The sequence below is a fragment of the Ekhidna sp. genome (assembly GCF_039960695.1).
GTDB lineage: Bacteria > Bacteroidota > Bacteroidia > Cytophagales > Cyclobacteriaceae > Ekhidna.
The window spans coordinates 114,245-134,565 of the sequence record NZ_JBDVKP010000018.1; the positions used below are offsets into that span (position 1 = coordinate 114,245).

Genomic DNA, 20,321 nt, shown 5'->3' on the forward strand with positions numbered 1-20,321 from the left:
CATCAACAATTAGTGATAAAAGTTTCATTTTTAAGAAGTTGTGCGCTCTTGTTTCGCTTTCAAAATGCGCATTTTTCCACGTAGCTCATTGATGGTCTCTTTTGAAAGCTCCATGTAGATCCGGAAACTATCATTTGCAATCAGCTTCTCAGCAATTAGCATCTCAAACGCTTTGTTTTGAGCAGCTTGTACACGCTTCACACGCTTCATGCCCTCTGCAATTGTGTCCAATCGGGAAATGCCATTTTTGATGTTCATGAGATCTTCATAAAACTCATCAATCTTATCTTTCTTTTTCTGAGCTTGCCATTTCGTCAGAGATAAGATTCCGCTCCAAAGAGCTATGATTATAGATAAGATTACGCCACCAAGCTCGGCATATCTTTCAATAAAACTTGGCTCTTCTCTTTCAAGAAAGATTCGAGCTCCTTCATGAAGCGGGATATTGAGCTTGGCTTGATCAAAATCTTCCTTCATTCCGCCAAAAAGTAAAGGATCTATAGATGTGAAAATTTGTCGATTTCTCAACATCGTTTTTGTAAAGTCATTTACAGCTACCTCGCCCATTCCAGATCTCACCATCATGACAAGATCAACAGAAAGTGTAACCACAGATTGTTCAGTAAAACTCCAATAAGAATTTTCTGGGATAATGAATGGAGAAAGACGTGGGTACTTTAAAGTGATTCCTTGAACAGAGGAAGCTTCACTCAAATTTTTAGCATCATCAAATGAAAATAAATTGAAGCCTTCATAATCTTGAAAGTGTTGCTTGGTGAAAAGATTTGTAAGTTCTACAACTACTCCCGCTTCAGCCATATTAAAAGTTACGTTGATTTGAGATGCATCAAGACCATAGTATTCCCACAAGTCCATCATTAAATTATAGGTAGGAGAATTCACTCTTCCTATGTAAACCGGCCCACCATACATTAACGATGCAAACGAGCTGCCATCCACTTCACTTTTGTATAAAATATGAAGCACTTCAGAGTAAACAGAAAAGGCCGAACTAAGACCATCTTGATAGTTGACATAATTTTCTACTAATGCTATATCTACCTTGTCAAGTAGCAAACTGTCAAGATTTGCATTGGTATTTATCCCATCCACAAGTATGATCTCTACATTAAATTCGCTTTCAAGAAGTTCTTTCATCTTGGTAGCAATCTCTTTATTTGGACCTTCATCGTTGTAGATGAATGAAAAGGTCAACGTTGTTGGATTACAGGATGCTAGTAAAATGATAGCTAGTGTAATAGTGATAATTTTCTTCATAGGAGCATATTACGCGTACTTTAAAAATACTGCTAATTTTTTTGTGTCAGATTATTGACACTTCGCATTTTGCACCTAAATCCCTTTCAGTCATTATTTTGCATTATTTTAGGAGTAGTTTTGCTGCCTGAAGCTGAGGATGATTTTTTTTGAATGAAAATAAGTCACTCGCAGCAACTATATATTTGATTTTGATTGCTGTGATTTTTTGACACTAAAAGGCCGCTTAAAACAGACTAGACAAATGAGAAATATTTCCTTTTCGGATAGGATTAAATACCGCTTTGACAGTTTTGTTTCTCAGGGAACGATCTCAATGATCAAGGGCCTTGGGATAATTACTGTCCTTGTAATTATATTGTTTGGAGCTGCCCTTTTGCTTTTGGGATTACATCCAGACCATGAAGCCAACTTCAATATTTTCGAATCTTTTTGGGTTAATCTTACTCATGCATTGGATCCAGGTGTATTAGGTAATCATGATGAAAACTGGCCTTTCAGGCTTTTCATGCTGCTTACAACTGTCATTGGTCTAGTTATTATTTCAACATTGATTGGTTTGGTTTCTAATGGTATTCTCACAAAGTTGGAGGTTCTGAGAAAAGGCCGTTCGTTCGTGATAGAAAGAGACCATGTTCTAATTTTAGGTTGGTCTTCAAAAATATTCACCATTATTCCTGAGATCGTTGAGGCTAATGAAAACCAAAAGCGTGGAGTCATTGTAATCCTTGCAGATATGGACAAGGTCTTGATGGAGGACGAAATAAAAGATAAGGTAGGAAATACGGGAAATACCCATGTAATCTGTCGCACTGGAAATCCTATTGATGTTCATGATTTAAAGATTGCCAACCCGTTTGATACTAAGTCCATCATTATTCTTGACAAGGAGAATGAAAACTCTGATAGCCAGATCATCAAGACGATTGTTGCTATTGTAACTGACCCGAAACGTGAGAAACTAAGAGGTTTGGCTGACGAACGACCATATCATGTTACTGCGGAGATGGAGGATAAGAAAAACTTCGATGTGGCCAAGATGGTTGGAAAGGATGAAGTGGAACTTATTCTATCGGATGAGATTATTTCAAAAATAATGGTTCAAACAAGTCGGCAATCCGGCTTAAGTGTAGTTTATCAAGACCTTATGGATTTTGATGGAGATGAAATCTATTTTGAGGATGCGCCAACATTAGTAGGAAAATCGTTTCGTGAAGTGCTTTTTGCATATGAAGATTCCGCTATTATGGGTATTCAGTTTGCCGATGGGCATGTAGCTATAAATCCTCCGATGGATACGGTCTTCAATAGCGGCGATAAAGTAATTGGAATTACCGAGGACGATGATACGTTACTTCCCAATTCCTCTCCAGTAGATCCACATGAAAGTAAAATAGTCTACACCGAACCTGAGCCACAGGACAGTGAAAAGCTATTGATTGTCGGTTGGAATAATCGAGCCAGATACATTATCAGAGAACTTGATAATTATGTTCCACCAGGATCAGAAGTTCGAATTGTGTCAAAATTTCCAGATGCCGAAAGTACGATAAATCAGCTTAAGAACAGTGTTCAAAATATTACCATTGAGTTTGAGGTTAAGGATACAACAGGCCGAGAAACCTTAGAATCAATGGGACTCGAACAATATGATTACATCATATTGTTATGCTATCAAAACAGTTTTCCTATTCAGGAAGCAGATGCGCAAACACTCATTACGTTGCTACACTTAAGAAACTTCACCGAACTGAAAGGAAGTAAATACAAAATTGTAAGTGAAATGCTGGATATCCGAAACAGGCAACTTGCGGATATTACAAGTGCAGATGACTTCATTGTGAGTGACAAACTTATTAGCTTATTAATGAGTCAGGTTTCTGAAAATAAGGATTTGATGCGCGTATTCGAAGACCTATTTGATGCTGATGGATCTGAAATTTACATTAAGCCAGCCAGAGAATATGTGCAGACAGGCATGTCTATGAATTTCTATACTATTCTGGAATCTGCAGCACGAAAAAATGAAGTGGCTATCGGATATCGGGTAATCAGTAAAGCAAAGAGTGCTGACGAACAATACGGTGTTGTATTGAATCCGAAGAAATCTGACGAGTTTACCCTAGAAGAAAACGATATGGTAATCGTCCTCTCTGAAGATTAAGCGCTTGCCAGAGCTTCTCTTATTTCTTTCATGGCTCTTCTCCTATATAGTCTAGTGTTGTGACTTGTAGGTTTGATGTTTTTAATATAATCAAGAACATCATTTTTCTGATGACCATTCAAGCTTTGAACAGAAGAAATGATTTCAGTTTCTAATCTCAAATAATTCATAACAAGTGTGGTTTATATCTAAACTAATTTACGATCCAAGTGTTAGTCAGGTTTTAAGCTAATATTGTATTTCGATGAACACAAGTAACCTAAATATTAAACTTTAGTAATATTCCATCATTTTACAGAAGCTGAATAGATAAAAAACACCTAAATTCAATTCGTTAAAACAACTATAACCAATGTCTAGTCACTCCAATGAAATTGCGCAGTTCTTAGAGAAGATTGCGCAAAAAAATCCACATGAGTCTGAATTTTTACAAGCTGTGGAAGAGGTAGCGGAAACCATTATTCCGTTTATCGCTGACAAACCAAAATACAAGGACTCCAACATTTTAGAAACAATGTGTGAGCCTGAACGCGTATTTATGTTTCGCGTGCCATGGCTAAATGATAAAGGAGAAGTGCAGGTAAATAGAGGCTATAGAATTCAAATGAATTCAGCCATAGGGCCCTACAAAGGAGGTTTGCGCTTTCACCCATCTGTCAACTTGAGTATTCTTAAGTTTCTAGCGTTTGAACAAGTTTTTAAGAATAGTTTAACCACTCTGCCAATGGGTGGTGGTAAAGGAGGATCGGATTTCAATCCCAAGGGAAAAAGTGATAATGAGGTGATGAAGTTTTGCCAAAGCTTTATGACTGAACTCAGTAAATATATCGGGCAGTTTACCGATGTTCCTGCAGGAGATATAGGAGTTGGTGGAAGAGAAATTGGTTACCTATTTGGACAGTATAAGCGAGTACAGGGTGAATTTACAGGTGTTTTGACTGGTAAAGGTCTGCAATATGGTGGATCATTGATCCGACCTGAGGCTACAGGATACGGCTGTGTTTATTTCAGCCAGGAAGTGTTGAAACACAAAGGTGATGCTATTGAAGGAAAGGTTTGTGTGGTGTCAGGTTCTGGTAATGTTGCGCAATTCGCCATTGAAAAGTTGATTCAAAGTGGAGCCAAGGTAGTTAGTGTTTCAGATTCAGGTGGCTCTATCTATGATAAAGATGGAATTGATCAAGAGAAACTTGAATTCATTAAAGAATTGAAGAATATAAAAAGAGGACGAATCAGCGAGTTTGCCGATAAATACAAGAGTGCTGAATTTCGAGAAGGCAAAACTCCGTGGGATATCAAATGTGATCTGGCTTATCCATGTGCTACTCAGAATGAGCTTCCAATTGAATCTGCTAAACTGCTTGTTTCCAATGGTTGTATCGGTGTCTTCGAAGGTGCTAATATGCCCACAACCGCTGAAGCAGTGGAGCACATAAAATCTAATAAATTGATGTTTACGCCTGGTAAAGCTTCAAATGCCGGGGGTGTAGCTACATCTGGTCTGGAGATGTCTCAAAACTCTCTAAGACTATCCTGGACGCGAGATGAAGTAGACGAAAAGCTAAGAGGAATCATGAAAGACATTCATGAAAATTGTGTTAATCACGGCCAGGTGAGCAAGGACTTTGTGGACTATGTGAAAGGAGCCAATATTGCTGGCTTTGTAAAAGTTGCTGACGCAATGCTGGCACAAGGTGTAGTTTAAGCCTTTCTAAGACATAAAAAACTTTGTGCTCGTTCGTTGTGATGCACTAAAGTTCTTAAGGGTTCGATTTCTTCGAACCCTTTTTTAATTTTTTGATAGATTTCCTCAGTCAATCCAAATCTTACTTTTCCATCTGGAAACTCAACCATTCCATCTTTCAAATCTTTCCCTATTTCTGAGTCGACAACAGAATCCATGCTGACATATAGAATCCCCTTTTTATTCAATAGCAAAGACAATCTATTCCACATATTGCTGAAGACTTCTTCAGATTCAGCAAAGTGAAGAACTCTGCTGCAAATGATCAAATCAAACTTTTCTTCGGAAGAAGCTTCAAGCAAATTTTGTGTTTTGAAGGTAGTTTTTGAGTTGGCTATCGTAAGTGAAAGATATTCAAGTAGTTTAATTTTAGAGCTATCCGTGTCCCATCCCTGATACTCATAACCTCGTTGAATAAAGTGAATCCCATTTCTACCTTCACCGCAGCCAATATCCAATACTTTGCAACCTGGTACAATTGTCCCTTTCAGGATCAAATCCATCAGGAATAGGTCCATATCGCCGAAGTAATTATTAATTTCTTGAATATTCATATTGCTATATCAAATCCGACAAAATCGAAAGAAATGTTATCAAAACTGAAACAAGTTTCCTGAATTTTCGTTTCCGACAAAATCGAAAGAAATAAAATATCTACCGTAAATTAATAAAGGAACACGGTTGTGAAAGGAACAAACCTTGGAGAATTAGAAGAACTAGTCTTGCTTTCTGTCGGCATTTTATATGATGATGCATATGGTCTGGCTATCCAAAAAGAGATAAAACAGCGATGCAAAAGATCAATAACTATCAGCACGGTTCATTCTGTAACCAGTCGACTTGAAGAAAAAGGATATCTAAATGCGCGATATGATGGTGCAACTCCCGAAAGAGGTGGCCGCAGAAAACGATTGTTTAAGCTTACCCAGGCGGGTCAGGCTGCAATTGTGAAAATGCGCGAAATGCGTCAAAGTATGTGGGAAGCAATTCCGGATATAGCACTTACAAATGGATAAAAAACCAAAACTTCTTTCCAACACAAGCAATTTGCTTGAACGCTTTTGTAAGCCTACCATCATAGAAGGAATCATAGGTGATCTGGAAGAAGCATTTTTTGAAAATAAAGAACAAAAAGGGGCCTTCAGAGCTAAGGTGATTCACCTTTTTCAGGTGATCGGATTCTTAAGGCCCAGATTTAGAAGAAGGTCAAAACACTCAAACTTTGAAGCTATGCTACGTAATTACCTTGTCGCAACAATTCGAAACTTAAGTAAACACAAATTCTATTCAGCAATAAATATTTTTGGTCTTGCGGTTGGCATGACTGCTGGCTTTATGATCCTTCAGCATGTTTATCATGAGATGACCTACGATCATTTCATCGAGGAGAAAGAAAATATTTATAGAATTCAAACCAACAGGTATAATGATGGAGAACTTACCACGCAATGGGCTGGAGGTGCAGCGGGTGCAGGCTATCATCTTAACACAGACTTTCCGGAGGTTATAGATTTTGTAAACCTGACAAGCAGTAGAGCCATTATTTCTTACGATGAGAAATACTTTGAGCTTGCGCACCCGTATTATGCTGGAAAGAACTTCTTTGAGTTTTTCTCTATCCCATTGATGAGAGGTGTTGATAGCACCGCTTTGGATGAGCCATTCACTGTAGTTTTAAGTGAATCATTGGCCGGCAAAATATTCGGGGATGAAGATCCAGTCGGCAAAGTTGTAAAGCAAAACGACTCGAGAGATTTTAAAGTAACGGGAGTTTTTAAAGACTTCCCAGAGAGGTCTCACATGAAATTTGACCTTCTTTATTCTTTCGAAACTTTTGTTGTTTACACTAGCGAAGACGCAAGAACTGAATGGAACTGGGATGGGTTTTTGAATTATGTTAAGCTGCATCCAGAAGCCAATCCTGTTGATCTTTCAGAAAAGTTTCCATCATGGATCAGAGATAAAGTAGGTGAAGAGCTCGACCAGTACAACGCCGGAATTGAATTTGTCCTGCAGCCGCTTACTAAAATTCACCTTATCTCTAACTACCGTGCAGAAATCAAACCCACTGGTGACGAAAAGACTACTCAGTTTCTTCTTATCATTGGACTATTTGTCCTTTTCATAGCCTGGATCAATTACATCAACCTTACAACCGCAAGAGCTTTAAGTAGAGCTAAAGAAGTAGGAATTCGTAAGGTGATGGGTGGATTCAGACGTCAACTAATTGGTCAGTTCATGTTTGAGTCATGTACCATTAACGTGCTCGCCTTTCTGACGTCCACAATCCTGATTTTACTGCTATTCCCTTCATTTAACGAATTCGTAGGGAGAAACACATCCTATACATGGCCAGACGCATCTTTTTTCTGGATTGGGATTGCGGTTGTTTTCATTGCTGGAATAGCCTTATCTGGCTTTTATCCTGCCTTTGTATTATCTAGCTTCAAGCCAATTTCGGTTCTTAAGGGAAAATTTTCCAATAGCACGAGTGGCAATTTGCTGAGGAAAGGACTAGTCACATTTCAGTTTCTAGCTTCTGTGGTATTGATCACTAGCACCTTCGTTGTGTACAAACAGATGAATTTCCTCCAATCGCAAGATTTGGGCGTTAATATTGATCAAAACCTAGTCATCAAAACTCCCACCTTCCAAAATGACTCAATTAGATCTTTAAGAGATGATTTTTTTAGAAATAAGCTTGATGCCAACCCATCTGTAGCTACTTTGACAGCATCAACCGCAGTTCCCGGACGAACTCCAGATTGGAACGCCGGAGGAATCCGCTTGATTTCTGAAACGGATGCTGAAAGTAATCAATACAGGGTGTTGGGGGGCGACGACAAGTTTATCGATTTTTATGGACTGGAAATTGTTGCCGGCAGAAAGTTTGATAGATCGTATAGTACAGAAGAATCCAATGTTCTATTTAGTGAAAAGGCTGTAGAAATTTTAGGTTTCAGCGATTCTAGAGAAGCACTCAATCAAAAAATCTTTTTCTGGGGAGACACTTTCAATATTGTCGGTGTAGTGAAAGATTATAGACAGGAGTCCCCTAAACAGGCCTTTGACGCTTTGATTTTCAGATATTTCCCATCCTCCTCAGGATACTACTCGGTAAATATCAACACGAGCAATATGCGAGAATCATTGGATGCAATTCAGGCAGATTGGGAAGCCGCATTTGGAAATAAGATTTTTGATTTCTTTTTCCTAGATGACTACTACAATGAGCAATATGAGTCTGAAGTGAAGTTTGGTTCTATTTTCGGGCTTTTTTCAATGCTGGCCATTCTAGTAGCATGTTTGGGGCTTTTCGGACTAGCATCATACGTCACCAGTTTACGATCCAAGGAAGTCGGTGTGAGGAAGGTGCTCGGAGCCTCGATACAACAGTTGCTTAAGTTATTAACGTGGGATTTCATCAAACTTGTAGGAATCTCCATCATAATAGCCGCCCCACTGAGCTGGTGGCTAATGAAGAATTGGCTGGCTGGCTTTGAAAACAGAATCCAACTTGGAGTGGGTGTGTTCTTAATTCCGGCGATTACAATCATAATAATTGCTATCTCGACGGTTGCATTTCATACGATCAAAACGGCAAAGCTAAATCCTGCAGACACTTTGCATGATGAATAAGCTATGGTCTATAAATTTCTATCTCTTTTTGAAATCCTCCAGATAGCTCGCTAAATGGCATGATTATGACGAGGAGTTCCTTAGCAAACTCTGCAGAGATGTTCTCTAGTTCTACATCGACGGAGATTTTTACAGTACCTAGCACATTTGGCTGCGTATGCGAATTGACATGAACATTTTGGTAGATCATTAAATCGCTACCATTTATTTCTACTTTGATGTCATCTGGCTCCACAGAAGGAATACTTACCTCCAATCGGTAGTGGTCTTTCTCTGTAGTCGTCTTAAATGTTGGGAAAATCGAGCCTCCATTAATATTGTTTATAATACTGGCTGTTTCTGCTAACTGCTTGCTTACTTCTTTATCTACTCTCATCTTCTGCTAATTCAACTCTTCTGCTAATTCAACTTTGGCTGGGCAAAACTTATTCCAAAACCATACGAAATAAGTAAACGTGTCAGTATGGCTGAATTCTCTATAGCCTATGGCCATTTTGGCTGGATTATTCTATTCGACATTTCATCCTACAAAAGAAACATTCCATCTTTTTCTCTGTCTTTGAGATAATCTGATCTAATAATTTACACAAAAATCAACGATTAAACTCATGAAAAGGACTTTACTACTATTAACGACACTTTTGTCAATATCTGTTTTGGCACAAAGTGAGAAACCAAAAACGCTTATAGGTAACGATCCTGAAGATATTTCAGGCTTTGGGGGGGTGTTATTTTCATTTACACCAATAGATGGTGATTTATCCACTCTTACCGGAGGTGGTGGTGCGGTACTTTTTGACAATACCTTCTTTATTGGTGGATATGGGTTAGGTCTTACTGGAAATCATGAATTCAATGCGGGAGGAACCGAACTTACTTCCAGCTTTGGTCATGGCGGATTCTGGTTAGGCTATATTATTAAGCCTGATGACTTACTGCATATGGGCATAGACACAAAACTAGGTTGGGGCAGCGTCACCACAAAGTCAAGAGACACAAATGAAGCCGTTGGTGAAGATGATGTTTTCGTGTTCAGCCCTCAGTTTTTTGGTGAGGCTAACATTGCTTATTGGTTTAAAATCAACGCTTCTATTGGATACCAAAAAACGATAGGAGTAGATAATGTGTACTTTGATGCTGGAGATTTTGATGGGCCAACTTTCGGCATTTCATTGCTTTTCGGGTGGTTCAATTAGGTTCATATGTAAAAGTTTCGCAGGTGCGGTAAATATTTAGAAGGATTGTACCTTTGAATTATAAAAACTTAATGCATGGCCTCATCTAATCACAAGCGCGCAATAATTGGGTTTATTCTCGTATTCATTGGAGCAATATTTCTTTTAGACAATTTGGGATTTGATATTGATATCCCATACTACCTTTTTTCCTGGCCTGCAGTTTTTGTCGTACTTGGTATTGTTAATCTTATATCAGGAAATGGGCGAGCTGCAATTATCTTTTTTGGATTAGCCATCATCTTCTATTTGCACTATTATAATGTGATCAGAATTGGGGAAATATGGCCAGTGATCTTAATTGCCATTGGCCTATCATTCATTCTAAGAAAAAAGTCTGGTCCACGGCGCATTTCTGAAAGCGGTGAAGACTTCTTTGATGAAGTGGCAATTTTCGGAGGTACAGAACGAAAATTTGTTTCTGAAAATCTACAAGGAGGTAAAATCACTTGTGTATTCGGTGGCTCTGAAATAGATCTTCGAGGATCGAAAGCACAAGATGGAGCGGTTATTGAAATCTTCTGTATGTTCGGCGGAGTGGAACTCATGCTACCAGAAGATTGGAAAGTAAATATGGATGCTACGGCCATATTCGGAGGTTTTAGTGATGCTCGTAAAAATGTGACTAATTCGTCTAAAACAACTGTTCATATTAAAGGCTTTACCATGTTTGGCGGTGGTGAAATAAAGAACTAGGCATGCTTGTGCTAGGTGAGGGCAACATTATCTTAAGACCGCTTCAAAACGATGATGCAGAGCAAATTGCCAAACTGATTAATAATAAGAAAGTCTTAGATAATCTTAGAGACTACATTCCGTTTCCATACGCTAAAAAGAACGCTGAAGACTTCATAAAGATCTCTTCAGAACAAATACCTCCTTGCACTTTTGGTATCATTGGCAACAACCAATTATGTGGTGTTATTGGGATAATTATACAGAGTGATATCTACCGGATGTCTGCGGAAGTTGGCTATTGGGTTGGAGAGCCTTTTTGGGGAAAAGGAATAGCCACCAAAGCACTTGAGCTAATTACCTCATATGGTTTTTCTCAACTCGGTCTCATTCGCATATATGCCGGCACTTTTGGTCACAATGAAGCTTCTAGGAGAGTGTTGGAAAAGTGTGGCTATCAAAAAGAAGGAATCTCTAAACAAGCGATTATCAAAAACAATCAGATTCTGGATGAACATAAGTATGCCATCCTAAAGTCTGATTCGGTATAATTTTATTCGTCTTTTAGTAACTCATAGCCCTGTTTGATTCCAAGCTCTGTTGCTGGTACTCCCTCGTGCATCCACTTAGGCATTGGTGCACCCTTGAGGTAATGATCAAAAAACTGAGCCAGACGGATATTAAAATCAATCCTGTTTTGAACTTTAACCGGCCAGTGCGGCTCTCCTCTATAGTTGAGTAACCATGCAGGCTTGCCGAGCCGTCTCAGCGCTCCAAAGTATTCTATCCCCTGATACCAGGGCACAGCTCCGTCCTCATCATTGTGCATGATTAATACTGGCGTTTGAATCTTATCGACAAAGAAGATGGGAGAATTTTCAATGTATCGAAGTGGATATTCCCAAAGTGAGCCACCTATTCTACTCTGAGTTCGCTCATATTGAAACATTCTACTCCAACCTGAACCCCATCGAATTCCTCCATAAGCACTTATCATATTTACTACCGGTGCTCCAGATTCTGCACACTTGAAAATGTTAGTTTCATTAATCAAATGGGCAATCTGATAGCCTCCCCAGCTATGGCCTTGAACCCCAATATTCTCTTCATCTACAAAGCCCTTCTCTATTAATGAAGTAACTCCCGGAATCACGCAGTTATAAGCGTCCTCCCCAGGATATCCTGTCTTGTAGTTGACGTTCGGATTGAAAATGAGGTATCCTCGAGAAGCGTAGAAGCTATAGGTTATCGTAGATCTGCCAGGATATGGATCTCGGTGAGTGTTTAACCCATTAGAGCTTTTTTCATAGAAATTAACAATCATGGGGTACTTCTTGTTCGAATCAAATCCTTCTGGTTTTACAAGCATTCCCTCCATTTTTTGCCCATCCAGTGATGTCCAATTCACCAATTCAATAGTTCCCCATTGGTAATCTTTTTGCTGAGGATTGATATCACTGACTTTCTTAGTTGATTTGAAAGAAAGATCACTCGCCAGAATATCCGGGAAGGTTTGAAAGTTTTCCTGGGTGAAAATCAGGTTTTTACCATCTCTTGCTTTGGTAACCGAGCTGTATTGGTAATCCCCCGCGATGAGCTTGTTGGTCTTATTCTTTCCGTAGGTGAATGAAAAAAGTGCCTCACTTTTGTCCCCCTCATAGAATCCTGAGAGCAACAGTTTTTGATTCTTCTTGATAAAGCGCTCATTGTCATCTAATCGCACGTATCGGTAGGTAAGTTTTTTCTCTCGTCCGTCAGAAGTGATTTTCTTCGGTTCAATATTCCCTGAAGGATCAATTTCCCAAATATCATAACGATCATAGATCAATACTCGATCATCATTTTCTGTCCAGCTCATCACTCCATATGGCCATGGGTCAGATGGAGTATCATGTATTTCATTATAGAATGGAACTTTCAAGTTATTGGTTATGCTGATGATAACTTCTTCAGCAAATGAATAGGCGAACCATGCCGAATCGCTGTTATTGTACCAGTAGGCATACTTTCCGTTTGGCGACAGAGAAATAAAACCACGAACACCTTCATCGATTTTTGTCTTACTTCCGGTATTAAGGTCTACTCGATACAGATCGTTTAATGAGTATCCTTCCCAAGTGATTAATTTTCGATAGTTGAAATCACTCATGGCCACCGCAGTGTTTCCATCGCCTTCATCGCTTACTATTACTCGTGAGAATTCGGATCCACCAAGCTGTATAAATCGATCGTTTGCAACGTCATAGTAGCTCAGGTAGCCAAACTTAAGGTCATTATTTTTTTGATTCTCCTGATGTGTGAAGAGTCTTTGATCGTTAGAATTCCAGACTTCCACATTCACAATTTCATCATCTAGCAGACTGGTGTCCTGAAGGACAGGGTATTCTTTTACCTCAAAAAATAAGCGCTTACCTGATTCTGAAAAAAATAAATTAAAGTCTTTATTAACCATCAACTTATCCAGTTGATTATTTCTAGCGATATTCTTACTGCTATCCCATTCGGTTTTGTAATAATGTAGGTGATAATCCCTCTGTAATGCTTTTGTTGTGTCGGTATCTGAGATAAAGGACAATTGCTTTCCTTTTTTATCCCATGTCAGCTGAGAATATTTGCCTTTAGATCTATAAATAGGTTGGAAAGATTTAGCCTCGAAATCAAAGAAATAAACTCCTTGCTTTAAGGTGCTGTCATTGCCTGTTGTGGTCAGAGTCAGTCCTGCGCCTTCTTCAGCTATTGAATAATCCAGCACATAGGAAAATGTATACTCCGATTGATCCCTCAGGTTTTTTAACACCAAATCATAACCATTCTTCTTATTTCGATTTTTCTCCTTTTTATTCGTTGAATCAAGAGCAGGTTCATACAGATAAACCACATAATCGTCCCATTTTTCTGGTACTTTAAAAGACTTTAAACCTGGGATTTTTTCAAGGTTTTGAGTTCCAATGGAGTAAATAGCTAAGGTGTCTCCTGGCAAGTCTTTTTCTTTGGTTTTCTTTCTTTTTAGGTCTCTTAATTCATCAAAATCTGGAGAGACTTTGAATATCAGGAATTCGGAATTGTTAGAGAAATATGGGTTGTAAGACCTGTCATGATTTAAAATCTCTTTGCCATCAAATTGATGTAATAGCAAGGATTCATTTCCATAACCATTTGGCTTTAGGGTGTAAGCAATGGATGCTCCATTGTTACTAATCATTCTTTTTTCAACGTTTCTCCAAATGTTATAAACATCATGATTAAGCTCCTTTTTGATTTGAGAATGACCAAAGAATGGTATGGTAACTAAGAGTAGAACAAGCTTTTTCATGTCGTCTTTTTATTTATTAAGATTCAACGCATTGAATTTTAATACTAGCGAAAAAAGCCTGAGACATCAACTGAAAGTATACAAGCGGTGATAATGAGTTATTTCATGTAGTCACGTTTCAGAATTTCTGCTACAGAAAACTACTATTCTTATCGTCTACATTACCAACTTTAGGAGGAAGTAGACTCCCAAACCAAAGAGTAAAAATCCTGGTACCTTATGGACCAGAAACGGGTTATCAGCAATTCTTACAAACCGCTTACCCAGCGCATTAACTGTGAAAAGTAAACAGAAAGTGCCCGTCGAAAGACCAATCAAATACATCCAAAAGCCATACCCTTCAACACTTACCCATTGATCGTTTTCCAGGTAGGTAGTAATTGCCAACCAAAATGGAATGGTCATGGGATTTAGAAATCCCAAGAGTAAGCCCCTGGCAAACCCATGTCTTCCAGTCAATTTGGTGTCTACCTTTACCGAAGAAGATGTCGATTTAGAGAAAATATTAAAAAGGCCTAATCCAATCAATGCTAAAGATGTGATGATTCGGAAATAGTCAGCTATTACGTCATTATTGTTCAGAAAAATGTGAAACTGAACTGTAATTCCTGCATATACAAACTCCACAGCTGATGCCGCTAATGCGAAGAAGATGGCTGCCCTTCTTTTATGTAAAATGGCCAGCTGCATTACCGACACATTGATTGTTCCGGGAGGAATGGAGCCAATATAACTCACAATAAAAGCAACAATAAGCGTTTGTAAAATCATGAATTAGCTAGTAGGCGATTGTATCGTTGATGGGCTTTCCACTTCTGATAACCTCTTTTAAAGTTCCAGTAAGAATGGCCTCTTTTTCTATTCAGGCCGCTAATATCAGATAAAACAGATAAATGCCAAAGGATGTCTCGGTATGCTTTCAAAAGCGGGTATCCAGGCTGATAAATATGACCTGGCTCTGCTCCAGCACCGTTTAACTCTAATATTTTGAAGTTCTTTAATTGCTTCAAATCCTCATATGATTGGCACTTGATGTCAAATCTGCCGAAGTAAAAATCTGGAATCTGATCTGCGAGTGTATTAAACGCCCGGTTCAAATTTTCATCAATTTCGTGATTATCGCTCAAAAATTTTGTGCCCCGACAATGGTTGCCAATCGGTTCTATAAGCACATGTTTGCCCTTCTTGGGAACTTCAGAACCAATCAATTGTAAGTAATCACTTTTCCAATCTGCGGTGATTACTGCCCGAGTATTTTTCTTAAGAAGTTCTATGACTGTTTTTTTTCCATCTCCCAATACGGAGAGAAAATCCTTCCTAACAATGGAGGTCACTCTGCCAGACTTACCAGGATATTTTACATAGAAAACTCCTAGCTCTATTGGCCAATCAACCATTTCCTGAAGCAAGAAATCGACGGGACAAGTCTTCACGTATTTGTTTAGCTCCTGCTGAGAGTGAATCTTATTTACCCAATTGCCCCTCTCACCAATATCCGGTTTTGCTATCAATGGAAATCCCATTTTTTCTGCCTCCAATGCTGCACGTTTCAGGTCTTCACTTTCTACGAGTATCGTTTTTGGTATGTATTGATTTGGGATTAAATCAAAAATGTCGGACTTCTTTTCACCCACCATTCCACCAAACTCTATGCTCGGATTTGAGGCGGTGAAAAAGAAAAATGATCGATGCTTAATTATGAGCCATGCGTAGTAGATGAATATTGGAAAATAAAGCACCGAGAATGGCCAATACTCCCAGTTTCTTAGTCTTACCAATAACTTTTTCAAATGCTCAATTAATTCTCTTTTGTAATTGCTCTATAGCGGATGGTAGAGCTTGCTACACCAAAGTATTCAGGCAAAGAAATATAGGTAAGCGATTGTTTTACCGCCACTTTTAACAATGCCATATGATGTATTGCATGCTCAATGTTATACGCTAATTCCCGGTAAAAGCTGCTTTTCATTTTATCGTTCACATTGTCTTTGATCGCATAATTTGCCTCAAATGTGATTTCGAAATCTTCTTGATTCCTGTTTAGAAAATCTTCGATAGAAACAATAACACTTTGAGCCAATTTCTTGTCCGTCTCTATCAATGCATCGTGCTTTCTTTGATCATAGTTTACTATACCATCATTCTTTGCATCGAACAGACAGATGAAAAACTCCAGTGTATGTCTGATATGCTGTCCAAATGTTGAATTGCTCAGTTCAGGAAGAGGTTTAGAAAAATCCTCTTCTCGACAAGCTTCTATGATTAGATTAAGTTGAGAAAGTAAGTCCTTAGCTGATGTATGAAGCATATGATTGAATTAATGCAAAAATAAACATACGGATTTTCTCTGTTACAGATTTTTAAATCTTCTTAAAAGTATTGTTACCGACTTTGCTTTGCCAGAGAATTAAGTGCTGTCCATATCAAATCTTGCTCGTAACCCTTCCCAACCAGAAAGGCTAATGTCTTCTGTTTACGTTTAAAATCATCTTCTTTTTCGAGCTTTTGCCATTTTGACTCGGCTAACTCTGAAAGTCGATTGAAGTATTTATCTGGATCAATCCGATCCAAGGCATTTTGGACAGCCAACTCTGAAAGTTTGTGTGAATAGATATGGGATTTGATTTTTTGCTTACCCCAGGAGTTGAATTCAAATTTGTCATTGCAATACGCATTAGCAAACCGTTGCTCATCTACAAAGCCTTCTTTAGACAATTCCGCTACAAGTTGGGCTGCGTCTTCTTCTGCAATACCCCAGCTTTGGATTTTTTCGAAAAGTTCGTTTGGGGAACGCTCACGAAAAGCGCAGAATCTTCCCGCTTTTTGTTTTACTTCTTTGATGCCTAACCTATTAGCCATCGAATTTATTTTTCTACGATATAGCCTTTGCGTTTGAGAACTGTCTCGAGAAACCGTATCTCATTGTCATTATTGAATATCTTGAATGGAAGATGGACAAGTTGTGCTTTACTGGCAAAAAGGATGAAAGCGTCCTTTCCTTTTTTAGCTCGCTTGATTTGATCCCATTTCATAGGCATACCTTGTTTCGCGTTCATCTTAATCAAAATTTGCTGTGATGAAATTTCATACGAAAGCTTTTGAAACATGAATTTACCTTGCTCCAGTTGGGTAATTCCTGCGAACTGAATCAACCAAAACAAAAAGTACAATGAAAGCCCGATCGTAGCCCCGGTAATCCACCAATGACTTGGGGCCAGGAAATATCCGCTGCAAATCGCAGCGTAGATCAAGAATACCCACCATTGCTGTTTCACGGCTGATTTGAAAGCAATGCCTATGTATTTTTTTGTTGGTAGTTGGTATTTTTTTGTCCTTACTATCATGACTCGATCGCTCTTTTCTACTTCTTACAATGATTATACCGCGAATATAGAATTTAAATAGCTTTGAGACTCATATCCAGGCTTCTGTATGAGTGTGTAAGTGCCCCTACAGATATGTAATCAACACCTGTTTCCGCGATTTCTGCAATGGTCTTTTCCGTAATTCCTCCAGAAGCTTCTGTTTCAAATCGTCCACCTATCATTTTAATGGCCTGACGAATGTCTGATGGTAGCATATTGTCTAACATCACTCGGTGTACCTGTCCGACTGCAAGCACTTCATCCAACTCTTTCAAGCTCCTCACCTCTATTTCGATATTTAGCTTCAGGTTATTCTTTTCGAGGTATGCAACTGTTTGATTAATTGCATTTTTAACACCTCCAGCAAAATCAATATGATTGTCTTTGAGCATTACCATATCATACAATCCAAACCGATGATTAACACCTCCTCCAATCACTACAGCCCATTTTTCGGCCAATCTGAACAATGGAGCAGTCTTTCTTGTATCCAATAATCGTGCTTTAGATCCCTTAATCAGTTGGTTCATATGATGAGTATACGTGGCGATTGCACTCATCCGTTGAAGACAATTAAGAACTAAACGTTCCGCAGAAAGTATAGATCTAGAGCTTCCTTTTACTGAAAATCCTATTTCACCATGTTCTATCAGATCACCATCTTTTTTGTTGAAATCAATAATAAGACTTGGATCTACATGCTCAAAAATCTTAGCTGCTAGTTCGAGACCCGCAATGATTCCATCATCTTTTATGATTAAATGTGCTTCGCTAGTTGCATCTTTTGGAATGGATCCAAGTGATGAGTGATCACCATCTCCAATATCCTCAGCAAGTGCTGCCTTGATAAAAGAGTTAATGTTTTTATTGGTTAAATAGGGTAAGTTCATTGTGGCGGAAATTAGTAGTACAGGCGGTTGTCGGCGAAATAAGCTACTCTTGACTGAAATTCAAAGTGTCGATCAGGTATTTGTCTCCAATTTTTTTAATAAACATAACGACACGGTACGCTCCATTCTCATGTGTATATCTACCAATGGTGTACTTAAGCCCTTGGGATGCTCCTTGGTGGATATAGGCAAAGTTTTTCGGTGCGTTCTTTGCGAAAAAGTCTCTTAAAATAACTTCTGCCTGAGCTTTGCTATAATTAGAACTTTCTCCATTGATTTTAATCTCTATCGTCTGATTACAAAATTTGATCAGCTCCTTTGAGCTTCCTGCCTTCAGAGCTGTTCCAATATTCTTTACCGTCTCTTCCTGCACAGGAGAGAAGAAAAGGGCAAGACTTAGAATTAGCATTTTCATTAACTCGTCAAAATGATTGTATACAATGTAGTAAAAACCATGCCCAATTTATTCAATCAAGGAACTACATTCAAAAATAGACCCTTCTATATTTGCCATATGAATAAGAAAGTCATTCTCCTGATACTTGATGGTTGGGGTATTGCAAAAAACAAAAATGTCTCCGCAATAGATAAAGCAGACACTCCATTTATGGATCGTATGTTTACAGAATATCCTCATAACACGCTGGAAGCATCTGGCCTTGCTGTTGGATTACCTGATGGCCAGATGGGAAACTCTGAGGTCGGTCACATGAATATCGGTGCAGGGAGAATCGTTTATCAGGATTTAGTTAAAATCAGTAATGCAGTAGCAGATGGCTCAATTGCTGAAAATAAAGCTTTGCAGGAAGCCATTAGCTATGCAAAAATGAATGAAAAGCCCATTCACCTGATTGGGTTGGTCTCAGACGGTGGTGTCCATTCGCACATAGATCATCTAAAGGGCCTGCTTACCACATTTGCTAATCAAGACTTTCAAGATGTATATGTTCATGCATTCACCGATGGAAGAGATACTGATCCAAAAGGTGGAGTCAATTACTTACGAGACCTTCAGCATCACATGGCAGAAACCGTCGGGACGCTTGCTACGATTACCGGCAGGTATTATGCCATGGATCGTGACAATCGGTGGGAACGTGTAAGGTTGGCTTATGATGCTATGGTAAAAGGCGAAGGTAAAGTGGTGCAAGATCCTCTACGCGCCATGGAAGAATCATATATGGAAGATGTAACAGATGAGTTTGTAAACCCGATTATCTGTGCTGACGCTAAAATTCAGGAAGGCGATGCAGTTCTTTGCTTCAATTTTAGAACCGATAGAGGAAGACAAATTACTCAAGCGTTGTCTCAACAGGACTTCCCAGAGCAGGGGATGAAAAAGATTGACCTTTACTACCTCACCATGACCAACTATGATAACTCTTTCTCAGGAGTGCATGTCATGTATGGAAAAGGCAATCTGAGGCAGACGCTTGGTGAGGTGCTAGAACAAAATAAAAAGAAACAGATACGAATTGCTGAAACTGAAAAATATCCACATGTTACATTCTTCTTCTCGGGTGGACGAGAGGAACCTTTCAAAGGTGAGAAACGAATTTTATGTCCTTCGCCGAAAGTCGCCACTTACGATCTGCAGCCAGAAATGAGTGCAAATGAAATTAGAGATAAGATCATTCCTGAGCTAAAAGCAAAATCATCAGATTTCGTTTGCCTCAACTTTGCCAATCCAGATATGGTTGGTCATACAGGAGTGTTCGAAGCAGCAGTAAAGGCCTGCGAAACCGTAGATCAGTGTGCAGAAGCTGTGGTAACAACCGCGCTCGAAAATGACTACCTCTCTATCATCATAGCGGATCATGGCAATTCAGATATGATGATTAACCCGGATGGAACACCAAATACAGCGCACACAACGAACCTTGTTCCTTTTATTGTGGTTGATAAGAATTTTAAAGGAGATTTAAAGAGTGGGAAATTGGGTGATCTTGCCCCAACAATTCTTAAGTTTATGGGTCTTGAGATTCCGTCGGAAATGACCGGAAACCTACTTATTTGAA

At 38.9% G+C, this 20,321-nt stretch carries 20 protein-coding genes; 8 read left to right on the forward strand and 12 right to left on the reverse strand.

Annotation, left to right across the window (positions count from 1 at the left end; genetic code table 11):
* Positions 1–30 precede the first annotated feature (30 nt).
* The gene (locus ABJG98_RS10510; RefSeq protein ID WP_348279472.1) at positions 31–1,278 is read right to left on the reverse strand and encodes a TAXI family TRAP transporter solute-binding subunit; all 1,248 of its coding nucleotides are present in this window, start codon (positions 1,276–1,278) and stop codon (positions 31–33) included.
* Positions 1,279–1,522: 244 nt separating this feature from the next.
* Here ABJG98_RS10510 and ABJG98_RS10515 point away from each other — a divergent pair, with 244 nt between their 5' ends.
* Positions 1,523–3,442, forward strand: coding sequence for a hypothetical protein (locus ABJG98_RS10515; RefSeq protein WP_348279473.1), 1,920 nt, complete (start codon positions 1,523–1,525; stop codon positions 3,440–3,442).
* On the opposite strand, the gene ABJG98_RS10520 is transcribed toward ABJG98_RS10515, so the two are convergent.
* Positions 3,439–3,612 carry a hypothetical protein gene (locus ABJG98_RS10520; protein WP_348279474.1) on the reverse strand — a complete coding sequence of 58 codons (174 nt, stop codon included), beginning with the start codon at positions 3,610–3,612 and terminating at the stop codon, positions 3,439–3,441. The two genes, ABJG98_RS10515 and ABJG98_RS10520, sit on opposite strands and share 4 nt — an antisense overlap.
* Positions 3,613–3,794: 182 nt before the next feature.
* Here ABJG98_RS10520 and gdhA point away from each other — a divergent pair, with 182 nt between their 5' ends.
* Positions 3,795–5,147, forward strand: coding sequence for an NADP-specific glutamate dehydrogenase (gdhA, locus tag ABJG98_RS10525; RefSeq protein WP_348279475.1), 1,353 nt, complete (start codon positions 3,795–3,797; stop codon positions 5,145–5,147).
* Here gdhA and ABJG98_RS10530 read toward each other — a convergent pair.
* Entirely contained in the window at positions 5,144–5,740 is a 597-nt protein-coding gene (locus tag ABJG98_RS10530; protein ID WP_348279476.1) for a methyltransferase, read from the reverse strand. The two genes, gdhA and ABJG98_RS10530, sit on opposite strands and share 4 nt — an antisense overlap.
* A 129-nt stretch (positions 5,741–5,869) precedes the next feature.
* Between ABJG98_RS10530 and ABJG98_RS10535 the strand changes: the two genes are divergently transcribed.
* Positions 5,870–6,202, forward strand: a complete 333-nt coding sequence (locus ABJG98_RS10535) for a PadR family transcriptional regulator (protein ID WP_348279477.1) — start codon at positions 5,870–5,872, stop codon at positions 6,200–6,202.
* Positions 6,195–8,825, forward strand: a complete 2,631-nt coding sequence (locus tag ABJG98_RS10540) for an ABC transporter permease (RefSeq protein WP_348279478.1) — start codon at positions 6,195–6,197, stop codon at positions 8,823–8,825. The genes ABJG98_RS10535 and ABJG98_RS10540 overlap by 8 nt, the downstream gene beginning before the upstream one ends.
* A gap of 1 nt (position 8,826) precedes the next feature.
* On the opposite strand, the gene ABJG98_RS10545 is transcribed toward ABJG98_RS10540, so the two are convergent.
* Positions 8,827–9,201 carry an Hsp20/alpha crystallin family protein gene (locus tag ABJG98_RS10545; protein WP_348279479.1) on the reverse strand — a complete coding sequence of 125 codons (375 nt, stop codon included), beginning with the start codon at positions 9,199–9,201 and terminating at the stop codon, positions 8,827–8,829.
* A gap of 232 nt (positions 9,202–9,433) precedes the next feature.
* Here ABJG98_RS10545 and ABJG98_RS10550 point away from each other — a divergent pair, with 232 nt between their 5' ends.
* From ABJG98_RS10550 to ABJG98_RS10560, 3 genes are all read left to right on the forward strand, one after another.
* Positions 9,434–10,021, forward strand: coding sequence for a hypothetical protein (locus tag ABJG98_RS10550; RefSeq protein ID WP_348279480.1), 588 nt, complete (start codon positions 9,434–9,436; stop codon positions 10,019–10,021).
* 75 nt (positions 10,022–10,096) lie between these two features.
* Positions 10,097–10,756, forward strand: a complete 660-nt coding sequence (locus ABJG98_RS10555; protein WP_348279481.1) for a DUF5668 domain-containing protein — start codon at positions 10,097–10,099, stop codon at positions 10,754–10,756.
* A 2-nt stretch (positions 10,757–10,758) separates the two neighbouring features.
* Positions 10,759–11,286, forward strand: a complete 528-nt coding sequence (locus ABJG98_RS10560; RefSeq protein ID WP_348279482.1) for a GNAT family protein — start codon at positions 10,759–10,761, stop codon at positions 11,284–11,286.
* 2 nt (positions 11,287–11,288) lie between these two features.
* On the opposite strand, the gene ABJG98_RS10565 is transcribed toward ABJG98_RS10560, so the two are convergent.
* From ABJG98_RS10565 to ABJG98_RS10600, 8 genes are all read right to left on the reverse strand, one after another.
* Positions 11,289–14,048, reverse strand: a complete 2,760-nt coding sequence (locus ABJG98_RS10565) for a prolyl oligopeptidase family serine peptidase (protein ID WP_348279483.1) — start codon at positions 14,046–14,048, stop codon at positions 11,289–11,291.
* A 156-nt stretch (positions 14,049–14,204) separates the two neighbouring features.
* Positions 14,205–14,819, reverse strand: coding sequence for a LysE family transporter (locus ABJG98_RS10570; protein ID WP_348279484.1), 615 nt, complete (start codon positions 14,817–14,819; stop codon positions 14,205–14,207).
* Positions 14,816–15,838, reverse strand: coding sequence for a hypothetical protein (locus ABJG98_RS10575; RefSeq protein ID WP_348279485.1), 1,023 nt, complete (start codon positions 15,836–15,838; stop codon positions 14,816–14,818). Before ABJG98_RS10575 ends, ABJG98_RS10570 begins: the two co-directional genes overlap by 4 nt.
* Before the next feature lie 8 nt (positions 15,839–15,846).
* On the reverse strand, positions 15,847–16,356 hold the full coding sequence (locus ABJG98_RS10580; protein ID WP_348279486.1) for a hypothetical protein: 510 nt from the start codon (positions 16,354–16,356) through the stop codon (positions 15,847–15,849).
* Between the two features lie 74 nt (positions 16,357–16,430).
* The gene (locus ABJG98_RS10585) at positions 16,431–16,907 is read right to left on the reverse strand and encodes a regulatory protein RecX (protein ID WP_348279487.1); all 477 of its coding nucleotides are present in this window, start codon (positions 16,905–16,907) and stop codon (positions 16,431–16,433) included.
* 5 nt (positions 16,908–16,912) lie between these two features.
* Entirely contained in the window at positions 16,913–17,392 is a 480-nt protein-coding gene (locus ABJG98_RS10590) for a YcxB family protein (RefSeq protein ID WP_348279488.1), read from the reverse strand.
* A 53-nt stretch (positions 17,393–17,445) separates the two neighbouring features.
* Positions 17,446–18,303, reverse strand: coding sequence for a carboxylating nicotinate-nucleotide diphosphorylase (gene nadC, locus ABJG98_RS10595; protein ID WP_348279489.1), 858 nt, complete (start codon positions 18,301–18,303; stop codon positions 17,446–17,448).
* Between the two features lie 43 nt (positions 18,304–18,346).
* Positions 18,347–18,712 carry a DUF4783 domain-containing protein gene (locus tag ABJG98_RS10600; protein ID WP_348279490.1) on the reverse strand — a complete coding sequence of 122 codons (366 nt, stop codon included), beginning with the start codon at positions 18,710–18,712 and terminating at the stop codon, positions 18,347–18,349.
* 105 nt (positions 18,713–18,817) lie between these two features.
* On the opposite strand from ABJG98_RS10600, the gene gpmI reads away from it, so the two are divergent.
* The gene (gpmI, locus tag ABJG98_RS10605; protein ID WP_348279491.1) at positions 18,818–20,320 is read left to right on the forward strand and encodes a 2,3-bisphosphoglycerate-independent phosphoglycerate mutase; all 1,503 of its coding nucleotides are present in this window, start codon (positions 18,818–18,820) and stop codon (positions 20,318–20,320) included.
* The last annotated feature ends 1 nt before the right edge of the window (position 20,321 follow it).